Below are 15,096 nucleotides of genomic sequence, written 5' to 3' on the forward strand. Positions count from 1 at the left end.
GAATACCTTATTACTATATATGCCAGTTAGAGCCATAGCTAAATAATCGGAATACAAAAAACAGTAAAAGGCTGCTCCAATAAATTGGAAGCAGCCTTTTTATTGTCAATCAAAAAACTGTCTTTAATTCTTCTCAGGTAATGCTATAAAATGCATTAAATTTTTACCGCTTAAATAATTCTTAGAAGCAGCCTTAATCGATGCTCCATTTACCTTACCAAGTTGTTTTTCTATATTTGGCAATTCCTTTAATCCTTCTTTATTCTCTATTTGTCCGGCTATAAATTGCATCCAGAATTCATTACTTTCAATTTGCAATTCATACTGTTTTTGAAAACCAACTTTGAATTTCTGTACCTCATCGGCAGTAGCACCTTTCTGTTGTAAGTTTTTGATATCTTCTTCTACCAGACCTATTAAATGATCAACATGCTCCGGAGCACAACCGAAAGATACATTAATAGCAAAACGCGTATCTGGTTCTTTTACCATATTAGCCTTTACAGACGGTGTATATACTTCTCCGGCATTTTCCCGTAAGCTTGTCAGCAAACGGTATTGCAAAATATCTGACAAAGCCTGAAGTTGTACTTTGTTTTCTGGACTATATTGGCAGTCTCCATGGTAAACCAATAATACGGTAGCCTTATTATCTTTACCAGTATAAACCTTTCTCTCCAGTTTCCCTTCAGGTATTTGCTTATGAATCACCACTGACTTTTCCTTCCTATTTAATGATGGTAATGCCCCAAGATATTGCTCTAATAAAGGCTTAATGCTATCCACATCAAAATTACCTACAAATACAAAGTTAGCCTGGGAAGCATCCGCAAAACGGTCACGGTAAATATCATATGCTTTTTCAAGACTGATACTATCCAATCTCGCCAAGGTACCTGGACTTGATCTATAATCATATCCACTTATAACAGCGCCCACTGTATCTTTAAACACATTTCCCGGGTCTTTATAATGGTTGATTATTTGCTCTCTGGATTGTGCCATGGCATTTTCAAACAAGATAGTGTCTTTACGAGGTGCGGTGTATCGAAGATATACCAATTGCAATGCTGTCTCCAGGTCTTTCAGAGAACTGGCACCACCTATACCCTGGCTCTTACCACTGATAAAAGCATTAACAGACGCTGACTTGCCATTTAACACTTTTGATAATTGAAGCGGGGAAAGATCAGCAACACCAGAACCAGCAATTATACCAGAAGCACTGGCCGCCGTCGGATACTCTTCATTGGAATATTTATTATAACCTCCTGGCGCAAAAGACATCATCTGAACAACATCATTTTTGTAGGTAGTAGGCTTCATCCATACGTTCACACCATTGCTCAGCGTAAATTGTTGAATTCCCAATGTAGAATATTTTTTTTGAGAAATCACTTTTCCAGGAACTGGTAAATGATTTAGCAATACCTGATCTGTAACGTTATCCTTATACTTTTCCATAGAACTGGAAGCAACGCTATTAAACCATGTCTCAATAACAGACGAATCAGGAAGGGTATTTTTATCATTTTCATTTCCTATCACAAAAATATCCCGATTAGTATTAGTTATATATTTATTCGCTACCTCTTTAAGATCCTCCAGTGTTATATCTGGGACTACAGTTTTTAAAAAATTATACTCCCAATTAAACCCTGGTGAAGGAGAACCCTTAAGGAACATAGCCATATATTCATTCACAAAATTGCTGGATGGCATTTTATCAATCTCCCTTGCAGTTTTCTCCAATCCTTGCAAATAGGCAACCTTCGCACGTTCCAACTCTGTTGAAGTAAAGCCAAAACGCTTCACTTTCTCTACTTCTGACCATCCAATCGAGAATGCTTCCTTCAGTTTACCTGGCTTTGATGAAACGGAAAAAGAAAATTGCTCCAACCCATTCATTAAACTCTTGATGCCTGCATTTACATCCAAAAATGGGGGATTAGGCTGTTGAATTAATTCACCGATTCTTGTTACAAGTAATTGATTAAACAATGAACGCTTTACCATGTTTAGGTAGTCGGTCGTTGTATTCATCTTATTGACACGATGTTTTATAGACAATTCCAGTCCAGTGCCTCCAATCTCAGGATCGGTTACTTGTAGGAATTGATTTTTTCCAGTTAGTCCTATAGCATAATCCGGTCTGGGCCTTTCGTTTGGAGGATTTTTCAGATCGGCAAATTGTTTACGAATTTGCTGTTCTACCTGGTTAACATCAATATCTCCTACTACAATAATCGCCTGAAGGTTCGGACGATACCAATCGTGGAAAAAGCGGCGAATGGTAGCTGCTGGAAAATGAAGAAGTATGCTATCTATTCCAATTGGGGATCGGCTTGCATACTTTGAATTATTAACAATGAGCGGAAAAGTTTTTTGCTGAATGCGTTCTCCCAAACCAATTCTCAGGCGTTTTTCTTCGATAATAACACCCCTCTCCTTATCTATTGCATCTGTTTCCAGTAATGCTTCCTGCGCCCAGTCACGCATGATATCTAATCCACGGCTTACCATTTTAGGGTCGGAAGTAGGAATAGGCAACTGATATACCGTTTCATCGAAAGATGTTGTGGCGTTTAGATCAGCCCCAAAACGTACACCTGCTTTCTGTAGATAATCAACCAGCTCATTTTGAGGAAAATGTCTGGTACCATTAAAATTCATATGTTCCATAAAATGGGCCAGACCTTGTTGATCATCATCTTCAAGAATTGATCCCACTTTATTTACCAGGTAAAATATTACTCTTTTAGCCGGTACAGTATTCTTACGAATATAATAAGTAAACCCATTAGGTAATTGTCCGGTATGTAAGGCTGTGTCAACAGGAATTATAGAGTGTTGATCTACCTTCTGGGCATAGCCTGCCATCATGGATAGGCATAGCAATCCAGTGGAGGTCCAATAACGATAACGCATAAATTATTTCTTTAGTTGATTTTTTTATGTTGCATAGTCCGTATAGAAAGGAAACTCTTATAACATATCGAGAATACCTTCATTTTCAATAATTATCATTCCTTGTCTGTCTGTTGTAATTCCTTTTTGTAGTTGATAGGTGTATTTTGGCACTGCATCAACCATAATAGTGGGCATAAATTCGAACTGAATATGCTTACCTTCCTTTTGCAAAGCATCTCCCACCTCAAAAATATGTGTAGAGATAATAAAGAAACAATCCCTATAGGCTGCAAATGCTGCAGTTACTGCTAATGTAGCGTCATAAGCATCCTTCACATTGGTTCCTTTGAACAACTCATCAAAAATGACGAAAAGACGCTTTTCTTCAGCCACTGCTTCCGCTACTTGTTTAACACGAAGTACCTCTGCATAAAAATGGCTATATCCCTGATTCAGGTTATCAGGCACATTTACCGATGAATATATACCATCAAGCACTGAGAACTTTAATTCCTTTGCTGCTACAGGAAACCCCATGTGAGCAAGGTATATCATAATTCCAGTAGCTTTCATAAGAGTGGATTTACCAGCCATATTTGCGCCTGTAAGAAACAATACATTGCTATGTCCATTGAAAGACAAGGAGTTGGAAACGCCTTTATCTAAATGTGGATGCCTGACTCCTTTTATCTCCAGTGTATTTTTCTCCTTTGGTAAAGCATGAGCATAAGAAAATCCTTTCTGTTTCGCTACACCGGCAACGGCAATCAGGAGCTCAATTTCATATGTCAAAGCCAGCAAATCTTTTAATTTATCCCGGAAAACGTATCCTAACAGATAGTGTAACCTGGCTAAATGGATCAAGGATTTACCGGCGGTATTAATATTTTGTAATCGCTTATCACGTAAAATATTTCTTGCCCGTGCTGCCCACTTCCCCCATGGAGTATTTCTATCTCTTGCCTCATTTTCAAGATGTTCCAGTAAAGTATTGCAGCATTGTAATACGGTGATACAGGTTTCAATGCCTTGCACTTGCAGATAAAAAGCATCATCTTTAACAAGGATGGCGGCCACTTTTTTACGGCTTAAACGCCATAGAGCCAATGGATAGTTGCTATCGCATCCTTCATCCAAAAAACTTTCCATAGCACTAAGATGTTGTTCATCAAATGGAAATACGCAAGGTGTAACCTCGAAATATCTAAAAGCATTACTTCTGGCGTTAATGGCGTTGGCGTCAGTAAGAGGATGCAGAAACATGCTGTCCAATAGCTTTTCAGCACCCCTGGATTTCACCTGGTTGAAAAGGCTGAAGATGGAACTTGCATTATACTTACCCAGTATCGCCAAATCATCCAAAGTTTGTTTATCAGCGATAAAGCTCATGTCGTCTTCTTTATTGATTTCTTCCTGGCCAAAATATCCAGGATACCTTCATTTTCTACAATAATCATCCCGTGCCTGTCTGCGGTGATGCCGTCAGCCAATTTATGCGTGTAAACAGGTCTGTTTCCCTCCATTAATGTTGGAAGATATATGAAGTTGATATTCTCACATTTCTCTTTAAGAACCTCCCCTGCTTCAATGATATGGGTTGATACTACAAACATGCAGTTTTTCCTGCGGGCAATAGCAGAAGTAACTGCAATGGTAGCTTCGTAGGCATCTTTTACGTTAGTGCCACGAAACAGCTCATCGAAGATGACAAACAGATATTTATCCCGGCTTAATTCCGTGGCAATATTTTTTACCCGCAATACTTCCGCATAAAAATGGCTGGCTCCCATAGATAGATTATCCGGAAGATTAATAGTCGTAAATATTCCATCACGCACCGAAAACTTCATACTGGATGCTGGTACCGGAAAACCCATTTGGGCAAGGAACATAGCGATACCTAACGCTTTCATAAAAGTGGACTTTCCTGCCATATTAGCTCCCGTAAGAAAAATAATATTGCTTGCTGGTGTAATAGTCAGAGAATTAGCTACTGGTCTGGTTAGTGCCGGATGATAGAAATCCTCCAGTACTATTGTTTGTAATGCTGCGTCCAAAGCTATCGGAAAACAAAACTTACGTTCTATTGCCGTCCGGGATACCGATATATAAATATCAACAAGATAAATATGCTTTAATAGCTTCAGAATATTATCTCTATGCCGGAAACGGAGTATATTATCATACTCTGCAACCTTGGCAAATGGAAGTTTTTTCCGTATATCCTCTTCCAAAAGCTGCTTAAGAGCTGCTGTTTGTAACAACAGGTCAATAGCTACCAGTTCTCTGGAATAAGGAGTATCCTTGACTTCATTCCAAATGCGACCGACAAATTCTGAGGTAGTTTGCAAAATTGCAATCAGACTGATTACCCCTTTCTCAATGCCTTTATACATTGTATCAGCGGCAATCAGGTGATTAAATTTTCTTCCTAAAGAATAGTCATCCTCTTTCAACTTAGTCCGTACATCGGTATTCTGGAGATATTGATCTGCAGCGTCAAACCATTCTCCTTCGTAAGGAAAATGTATTTTTAAAATAGAAAAAGTGCTAATAATGGAACTTCTCTCATTGATAGCATCTACATCCGACAGCGGGTTTCGAAACATCTCCTCCAATAATTCGGCTCCACCTCGTGTAAAGGTGCGGTTGAATATAGCATAGATAGAATCTCCACCATTTTTGCCGAATATATTAAGGTCGCTCAATGTCTGTTTATCTGTCATTAGGTTCATTACAAGTATAGATTTACTTCCTTCTTCTTCTGATAAGTAAAATGGTGCTTCCAACCAGTATTAAGCCTGGAATTACACCCATTAAACCATATTTCATCACATTGTAGCTCCCTTTTGTAATGGAGATATTATTATCTGTTGAATTCGGACGACTTACATCAACTGGTACCGTGCCATAAGACAACCAATGGAACATGCCAGGAATCATATTAAAATTAGAGGCACCATAGCGTCTGATTGGAGGCTTCATTCCGCTGTTACTAATACAGTCTGCATCTCCCACGATCATAATTCGCTGCTCTTTTGCACCCACCTTCCTTGTCAGGGCCATCGCAGTAACAAACCTATCTGCCTTTTCTCCCGTAGTAACATCCAGTGTAGCAGTATCATTTATAAAATCAATGGTTTGTAATTCATTCCAGGTTTTCGAGGTATCAGTCAGAAGAACAGGAATACCCTTAAAACCTTTATCTTCCGCCATTATAAGTCCGGCAGCTTTCACCATTCCAATATAAGCGGGATGGCCACCTTTGTTCATCATTTCAAAGATTGGCGCTAAGGCCTTACCTTGTGGAGTTGGCCTACATATAACAGCGTTTGCCGGATCGTCCATTTTCGGCTGAACTAACTGACCTGGTATGGTTTTCACTCCAAACTGAGCAATAAAGTTCTCCATAACAGCAGAACCCGGCTTCAGTGTCACCACCAGATTACCACCATTTGCTACATATGCATCCAATTTAGTTTTAGAAACAGAATCCAATGGCACCTGCATATCCGCGATAACGATTATATCCACTTCTTTTGGAATCTGTTTACTTCCGGAAAGATCAATAGATTCAACATCGCAGCCCTGATTGGTAAGAGAATGGCGAAAGGTTTTTACAGAAGAAAACAATGTATAATCCCGATTCCTGTCTCCGGAAATAGATCTCTCTCCGTGCCCTTGTAAGAAAGCCACCCTGGGTAATTTCATTACCATACGTTTGAAGACAGCAGTTATCTCAGTTTCAGTAGGAAACTTGGTCATGTCATCATAAATCCTGAGGAATCCTTTTTGGCCATTTTCTCTTTCTATTACTCGCACAAAAGTATTCCCTTCATCACGCAGGTCAATCTGTTTCCTTATTTGCTCAGGTGTCAGGAAATTTTTTATATTCAAATTCATCGCATCTGCTTCTTTCTCGGCGATTTCTGCAAGCGACTTATTCTTGTAGACCATTTGAATACGGCGGTTATTGCTGGATGAATCATAATAGTATACGTACTTTAGTTTCGTTTCAGGTTTAAAACGAATGTATTGTTTTAACCTTTCCTTGTCGGTATTTACTTCCTTAGGTAAACCATGGTAAACCTCGCGATCCAGTAGATTTACATAAGTGGTAATCGTAAGACCTCCATTCAGTTTGGCCATGATTGCCTGGCTATTTGGTGTCAGTGTATTTCTCTTAGTTTCAGTCGTATCATAATACGCCATCAGCAAAGGTCTTGAGGTAGCATAGCCTAATACCAATGCCCCTATCACCACAACAACATAACCGCTCCAAACTTTGGAAAATGAAGCATGCGTACGATTGGCCTGCAATTTCAAAACGCTTAATGTCAGGAACATCGAAATAACTATGAAAAAGTATAGTATATCTTCTGTGCAGATAAGACCATTGATCATTTCATTTCCTCTGCCAGAAATAGATAACCAATAAGTGATATCACGCACAACCTCTACATCCTGCAACACCTTTCCCATATTACTCAGTAATCCCAGCAATACAAGCGTTCCCAGAGCAGCTACCACCTGATAGGAAGTAAGTGATGACATAAACAACCCAATAGCGGCATAAGAAGCAATCAATAGATACACAGCTAAAATTCCAGCCAATACAGGTGCAAGCTCAAAATTTTCTATAATACACATACTAATCACCACATATACCATCAACACAGCAACTAATACTAAACTGTAAGCCAACATCGCAATGTACTTTCCACGAATAATCTGTGAAGAGGTTATCGGAGATGAGTAAAGCAACTTGATAGATCCACTACTTAGCTCTCTGCTCATCAATGCCATTGTCAACAGAGGCATATAGAGGTATAGGTAATTCTGAACTGAAGCCAGCAAACCTCTTCCTCCTGAAAATATACCAGAGGATAGAAAGGCAAACTGATATCCCATTTTCTTTGCCTGTAACAGTTCTTCCAAATGATCTATATATACAAATCCAGTTTGAAAAGTAAAAACCACCAGAATCATCCATGCGATTGGCGAATAAAACAAAGTGAATAGCTCTGCCTTCGCTATCTTTAAAATCTGTCTCATTGAATATCTTTTATATTAACTTCTTTATTTGGTATTTTTTTTAGACAACCTGGCAAAAACTGCGTCCAGCGAACTTTTTTCAATTATTAGCTCTGTCATTCCCCAGGATCTGTTAACACTCGTTTCAGCTACTCCCTGAGCTGTTTTCTTTTCTCCATCATATCCAAGCCTAAAACGATAAGGCGACAATTCCTCAAATGACCTGACACCTGGAATCTTTAGTAATTCTTCTTTTGCAGGTGGTGTTTCCAGTTGAACTATTAATGAATTGGGCTCAATGTAATTATCAAACATTTCCAATGTTCCTGAAAATACCATTTGCCCTTCTTCAATCATTTTGATCTCTTTACAGGTTGCCTGTACTTCAGTGAGTATATGTGTTGACAACAGAACAGACCTATCAATTGCTATCTCCTTAATCAGGTTCCTTACTTCTACAATCTGATTTGGATCAAGACCATTTGTTGGCTCATCCAGCACGACGAACCTCGGGTTATGCACGATTGCCTGAGCGATTCCAACCCGCTGCTGATAACCACCAGAAAGATTGCGGAGTAAACGCTCCCGAAAGTGAGCGACACCACACCTTTCCAGTACATCCTGCACAGCCTTTTTCATCTGGGATTTCTCTACCATCCGTAAATCAGCGCAATAGGTGAGGTACTCTTCAACTGTAAAATCCAGGTATAGCGGCAACTTCTGTGGCATAAAGCCAATATTACGTTTCGCTTCTACGGGGTGGTCTTTCAGGTTGATCCCATTAATAAATACCTCTCCTTTTGATTGCTTTAATACCCCACAAATGATATTCATAGTGGTAGATTTTCCGGCACCATTAGAACCCAACAAACCCACTACTCCCTGGTTGTGGATTTCAAAATTTATGTCTCTTACTGCCCACTGGGAAGCATAACGATGAGACAAATCTTCAACTTTTACAATGGCGTTTTCCATTCATTACGGATTGTTTAGTAAATAAAATTCCAGGCATAAGCAGTTGCTTACGCAAATATTACGTTCAATTAAAATTCGTCGTGTAGAAACCTTTCGCCGGGGACTGGCCCCGGGCGAAAGGAGATTAGAGATTAATAGGTTGCATTCGCAATTGCACGAACATCAATATTGTATTTCGTTTTGTAATAATTAACTAACAGATCGAACTTCTGTTTAATAAGAGGATAGGTAAGATAAGGAGCCATCTGAGCATCCGTTCTTTGGGTAATGTTGGTAATAAAACTATTGGCATCATTAGTTTTGGCCGTTCCCCATGCATAAGAGCTATAATACCATTCCAGTGCATTACCAAATGTTGGATCATAACTGCTTGGTAGAAATCCTCTGGTTCGGTAAGCTATCATATTAGCTGGTAAGGACAACGGGGTTACCGGAGCTGCCGTGGAAGTATAATTGCTAATCGCATAAAATTCAGATGGAATATCCAGGATATTATTAGCAATATAATAACTCCACATGGCAGAAGTCACGATAATCTTTTTAGCGACTTTCTGAGCCGGCGTCATTGTACGGAGATCACTATTCATGCCTGGGAAAACAACAGCCTTGCCTACTATCTTATAATCAAAATACAAGTAAGTATATTCAGGTGGGAAATTTGGTCTGTATTGCCGGATCACATCTGCCATAAATACTCTATAAGGAATTCCCTTCCCCTTTTTGAAATCTTCTGGTAAAAACTTCAACCAAACATCGTCCAGAAATTGCAGCATATCACTTGTATAAATAGGATCACCAAGTACCGCTGTATCCAACTTCGAATTACCACTACCAGTAGATTGCACCCATTCATAATCTTTCTGTGTAAAATTATACAGAAAGTAAGAACCATACTTATCATAGAGTTGCTGAATCCGCGCATTTGCTGCATCGGGGGCATTCCCCTGTGGCAAAACATAATCAGGCTTTATCGATACAGGTGCCCCGATTTCAGTTTCCTTTTTTGAACAGGAGAATAAAAATATAGTGAAGATGAAACTAATGAAAGATATATGTTTCATATAATGATGGTATTGTGTGTTAGTAATTAGTGTCCAACTCTATCGGCCATAGTTCCGGAAGGATTTTGTTTTAGCGCAGGATTTCTAAGCAATAGACTGTTTGGAAATGGCAATGTATACATAGGATCTTTTTCTGCCAATGTATACTGCAAAATCGCTTCTCCAACTTCATTCTGATATCGATGAGTAATAGCAGGCATACCATAGCGGCGCAGGTCAAACCAGCGAAATCCTTCCATGTATAATTCCTTTCGGCGTTCAGTGCGAACCGCTAATAATAAATTCGTTTTATCATTGATACTTTCGTCCTGATATCCTATTATACGATTACGACGCAAATCATTTAGATCCCTTCCTGCCTCAGCAAGATTTCCCAATTGCACATTTGCTTCCGCCCTGTTTAACAACGCTTCTGCTGTACGTACAGCTTCTGTTACAAATGACCCTAACGTAACGAATTTTGTAATGATAGGTGAGCCTCCAGAAATAGCGAAGCCATACTTTCCGCGTATATCATTTACATCAAACATGGATCTAAACTGAACAGAAGGAATATACTCAGCAGTACCTCCTCCTTGCGCATTTCCGCCATACATCCATTCTATTTCAGCATTATTGTAGCTAATGTAGTTGCCTGTCGTTAGCCCTGTCAAATCAGTCAATATTCCACCCTGGTCAAATACCTTATTTGATTCGTTTATACAATCCTGCCATTTTTCCATAAAAAGATATACTCTTGATAAAAGAATATGAATTGCAGGTTGATTGATGTGAAAATCTCTACGTATTATAGGTAAAGGGTCCATCAGGGTAGCCGCAGTTTTAAGATCTTTTAGTATTTGTTCATAAACTTCCTTCACAGTTGATTGCTGCATATTGTCAATCACAATATTGGAGTTTAGTTTCAATGGTACAGCAAGTGCATCTGGACTACTATTATATGGAGCACCATACATATTTACCAAACGGAAATAGTAGAAAGAACGTAGTGCCAATGCTTCTCCTTTTACCCTGTCTTTTTCCTGTTGGCTGCCAATAGATCCGTCAATATTATCCAGGACAGCATTACAACCTTTTATCAATTCATAAAAGCGGTAATACGCAGTTGTGGATGGATCTGCGTTAATCACTTCTCCTAATCCATTTGTCTCAAATAATCTTGGCTGCCAGGTATAGTAATAAAAGTATCTTTTAGCACCTGAACTCCCAACATAAGTTTGTCCATTGCCTGAATCCCAATCAATATTAAAATCTACATCATCATCCATGAGTGTAAGAAAGTTCATGGGCTCTTCCTTTTGCATATAACCAGAACCCATCAATAATTCACGGAAATCATTTGCAGTTTTGGGAATCACTTCACTTTGCGATTGTTCTTGCAGAAATTTCTTGCAACTGCTAAATCCAAGCAGCACGCAAAGAGATATTAATATTAATAATTTATACTTCATGCGATTAGTATTAGAAGGTCGTATTAAAGGATAATGAAGTCACCTTGCGGGCTGGCCATCCATTTGTTTCTGGATCATATCCTCCCCATGCTTTATCGAATGTGACGAGAAACGGATTAGTCATGCTAAGCGTAGTACTCAGACTTTTCAGATGCACTCTTTTCAACACTGCAGTTGTAAACTGGTAGCCCAATGCCACCTGACGGCAACGAATAAAATCAGCATTAGCTACCATAATATCCGATTGATTATATAGCTGATAAGCTGATATCGCCACTGGTGTCATTCTTGGAACAAGAACATTTATCCTATTTGGATTTCCTGGCGGAACTGCTGGAATATTTGTGTATTGCTCATCACCAGGTTTCTTCCAACGGTCCATCAATAACTTAGGTGCATTTTGTTCTGGTGTTGGAGCTCCGGCAGTACCATAAAATACCGGAAGCCTTTTTTGGTTACCGAATGCCATTGCTAGTTGCGTACTCAGTGAAATCCCTTTATATCTTACTATGGTACTGAATCCTCCTGAAAAATCGGGTTCAAGTTTTCCTGATTTAACCAGATAGTCCAGATCATTAGACGTAGGTTTAATATCCATATTCTTAAACTTAGGTACACCATTGGTATTATTTAGACCTGCAAAGGCATAGGAATAAAAAGTAGAATATGCCTGCCCGTTAACAATAGCACTTCCACTCAGGTAGTCGTCTATAGTATTTATTCTTTGGTTTTGTTCCAGCTTATTTCTGGCAAGACCAGTATTTACAGACAATTGCCACATGAAATCCTTGGTCTTAATCGGCACTACACTAACGATCATATCATATCCTGTATTTTCCATGAGCGAGCCAAAAATCGTAGTTGAATTCATCCCATTTTCGATCAGTACTTGCCTTGATGCCAGAATGTTGCTGGTTTTCCTATACCAATTCACACTGGCATTCAGACGCCCATTCAGGAAAGATAAATCCATACCTAAATTCCAGGTTCTTGTTTTCTCCCAGCCCAAATCCGGGTAAGGCAAAGATTTAATATTAAGAATGTATTGATTAAATAGTCCACTCAGCCCACCATCTGTAGCAATTAAATAAGGAGAAACCGCTTCAACTGCATTACCCTGATAACCATAGCTTGCAGACAGGTCAAATGCATTCAACCATTTCTGGGAACTTAAAAATTGTTCATTAGCCGCACGCCATTTTGCACCTACTGACCAGGTAGGCTGGAATTGCTTATTTTTATCCTGTCCGAACCTATTGGACGCGTCCAGTCTGGCGTTGAAGTTTAAAATATAACGCTGATTAAAACCATAAACCGCGGTAAAGTATTCACTCAGGGTATTGCTGCGAAGATTTACGATACCTGAGTTAATACGCATCCTATCATACAGATTATTTTGTGTGCTTACACCGTTTACTACAGGATTCAAAGGAACCGGTGCATAGGTTTCCCCACGATAACGTAGATAACCGTAACGCGTATCATTATTACCTTGCATTAGTGCTGATTGTGCTTCAATTCCACCTTGAACGGTTACACTATGTTTGGAAGCAAATAAGCGATTATATACGAGGCTATTTCTCCAGGTGTATGCTGTATTATTAGCGTTCTGGTGTTGTACAAGTCCTCCAAAAGGCAAACGGCTAGCCTGCTCCTGCACAGAATTGGAGATTACCGATCCAAATTCGTATCCTCTTGTCTGAGTAGCATAGAAGGATAATTCTGTGGCATAGGATTTAACACTGCTAGTAGCAAGATTATAAGAAAACAGCCCCTGATACTGGAGATATTTAGACAACTGTAGGTTTGCATCCACAGTAGATGCCAATGTTGTATTTATGTTTCTGTTTCCTGTATTATTTAGCTCGTTTTGGATATTATAACGGTAGCGATTATTGCTGGTGAAAACAGTACTTGCCTCTCCTGTCTTGTCGTGATAAAACAGCGTACCATCATCGTTATACATAGGAATTGTTCTGGCAGTACCATAGGCATAACCAAAGGGATCAACTCCGTAGGCGAATCCGTTTGTTTCTCGTCTGCTTGCATTCAGAGAGACATTTATTGTTAAGCGACTACCAAATCGAAGCACAGTATTAGTAGATGCAGAAAAAGTTTTCAGGTCATTTCCTTTTGCTTCGCCATTCTGTTGTTGCAAATTGAAGGATGCCCGGGTACTGATCTTATCACTACCACCAGAAAGGCTAAGACTATGATTCTGACTAAATGGATTACGGAATAGCAAAGCAAACCAGTCGGTATTCTGATTCTCCAGTTTTCTATAACGCTGAATATATGTAGCATAATCAATTTCCTTTTGTTGCAATTGTTGTATAAGACCAGCATAACCTATCGGCAAGACTTCAGCATTGTAACTATCACGCGCCTCATAAACTTCCTTTGAGAACTGCATCAATTGCTGCGAATTCATCAGATTAAAGTTACTATATGAAGGTCGCTGCCCAATAGAAAGGTTTGTATTATATGACACAGATAAATCTCCAGCCCGTGCTTTTTTTGTGGTGAGTACAATTACTCCATTTGCAGCTTGTGAACCATAGATAGCAGTAGCCGATGCATCTTTCAGTACCGTAATCGTTTCAATATCATTTGGATTTAGCCAGGATATAGCATTAGAAGCAATTAATCTTAACTCTCCCATATCATTGCCCAATGTGCCACTACTAGAGGGTATAGGTAAAGGATCTCTCTGAATTACACCATCTACTACCCAAACTGGTTCCTGGTTACCCAGGATAGTGGAGGTACCTCTGATTCGAATCTTGGGAGTAGAACCAACTTGACCAGACTGCGTCATTACTGACATGCCGGGTACAACACCTTGTAACATCTGATCAATGCTGGTTTCACCTGCCACTTTAATATCGTCTGCTTTTACAGAATAAACAGCACCAACGTAATTCTTTTTGTTCACGTTCATATATCCGGTTATCACTACATCCCCCATATCATAGCCTCTCTTCTTTAGTGTAATATTCAACACCAGATTATTGCCTGGCTGTGCCATGATAAGTTCTGCCTGGTTAGGATTCAAAGTATAGGCTGAAAAACCTCTATCTGTTTTTCGGGTGCCAATTTCCATTGGCTCATAACCTAACATCGACAGTTGTAACACTGTATTTTCTGGTAGCTGATTAAAGTAAAATGTACCTGTAGCAGAAGTTACAGTTCCGGTTACTGTATTTTTAATACGTACGGAAACACCAGGCAACAATTCACCTTCTATAGAACGTATCACTCCACTAATAGAAGTGGGAGCTTCTGTAACACTAGCTGCAGTTGTAGATGTAGAAGATTTTCCGGAAACAATGATCACCTTATCTTCTATGGCAAATTTTAAAGGTCGGTCTTGTAATAGCACTGCTAAAAATTCCTTTAAAGGCATGTTTTTAACCGAGACTGATGCCGGAGCTGCAGCCTTGAGAAGGGAACCATCACAGAAAAACAGATAACCTGTTTGTTTTTCTACCTCAGTAAAAACTTGCTTTAAGGGAATATCTCTTCCTGAGAAAGTCACTGATTGTGCAAGACAACTTGCAGAAATTTGTAGTAAGCCGACAAGCGTAAAGAAAATGAAAGTTAGCCTTTTACTGAAGGTTAAGGCGGAAATGCGACAGTTGCTCCCACGAGCATACCGATCACAA

At 39.3% G+C, this 15,096-nt stretch carries 8 protein-coding genes; all 8 read right to left on the reverse strand.

The annotated features are described in order from the left end of the window. Positions 1-123: 123 nt before the first annotated feature. Positions 124-2,928 (reverse strand): M16 family metallopeptidase, encoded by a 2,805-nt coding sequence (locus ACE38W_RS17560; protein WP_375832645.1) that lies wholly within the window; start codon positions 2,926-2,928, stop codon positions 124-126. A gap of 57 nt (positions 2,929-2,985) precedes the next feature. Beyond that, positions 2,986-4,059, reverse strand: coding sequence for a DNA mismatch repair protein (locus tag ACE38W_RS17565; RefSeq protein WP_375832647.1), 1,074 nt, complete (start codon positions 4,057-4,059; stop codon positions 2,986-2,988). Between the two features lie 236 nt (positions 4,060-4,295). After that, positions 4,296-5,699, reverse strand: a complete 1,404-nt coding sequence (locus tag ACE38W_RS17570; RefSeq protein ID WP_375832649.1) for a DNA mismatch repair protein — start codon at positions 5,697-5,699, stop codon at positions 4,296-4,298. Continuing rightward, positions 5,659-7,965 (reverse strand): Gldg family protein, encoded by a 2,307-nt coding sequence (locus ACE38W_RS17575; protein ID WP_375832651.1) that lies wholly within the window; start codon positions 7,963-7,965, stop codon positions 5,659-5,661. The genes ACE38W_RS17570 and ACE38W_RS17575 overlap by 41 nt, the downstream gene beginning before the upstream one ends. A gap of 24 nt (positions 7,966-7,989) precedes the next feature. Beyond that, positions 7,990-8,919 (reverse strand): ABC transporter ATP-binding protein, encoded by a 930-nt coding sequence (locus tag ACE38W_RS17580; protein WP_375832653.1) that lies wholly within the window; start codon positions 8,917-8,919, stop codon positions 7,990-7,992. A gap of 131 nt (positions 8,920-9,050) precedes the next feature. Further along, positions 9,051-9,980: a hypothetical protein gene (locus ACE38W_RS17585; RefSeq protein ID WP_116973955.1), complete on the reverse strand. Its 930-nt coding sequence runs from the start codon at positions 9,978-9,980 to the stop codon at positions 9,051-9,053. A gap of 26 nt (positions 9,981-10,006) precedes the next feature. Next, positions 10,007-11,431: a RagB/SusD family nutrient uptake outer membrane protein gene (locus ACE38W_RS17590; RefSeq protein WP_375832655.1), complete on the reverse strand. Its 1,425-nt coding sequence runs from the start codon at positions 11,429-11,431 to the stop codon at positions 10,007-10,009. A gap of 10 nt (positions 11,432-11,441) precedes the next feature. Then, positions 11,442-14,837: a SusC/RagA family TonB-linked outer membrane protein gene (locus ACE38W_RS17595; protein WP_375832657.1), complete on the reverse strand. Its 3,396-nt coding sequence runs from the start codon at positions 14,835-14,837 to the stop codon at positions 11,442-11,444. Positions 14,838-15,096: the final 259 nt, after the last annotated feature.

Origin of the sequence: Chitinophaga sp. Hz27 (genome assembly GCF_042263525.1) — a bacterium.
Classification (GTDB): Bacteria; Bacteroidota; Bacteroidia; order Chitinophagales; family Chitinophagaceae; genus Chitinophaga.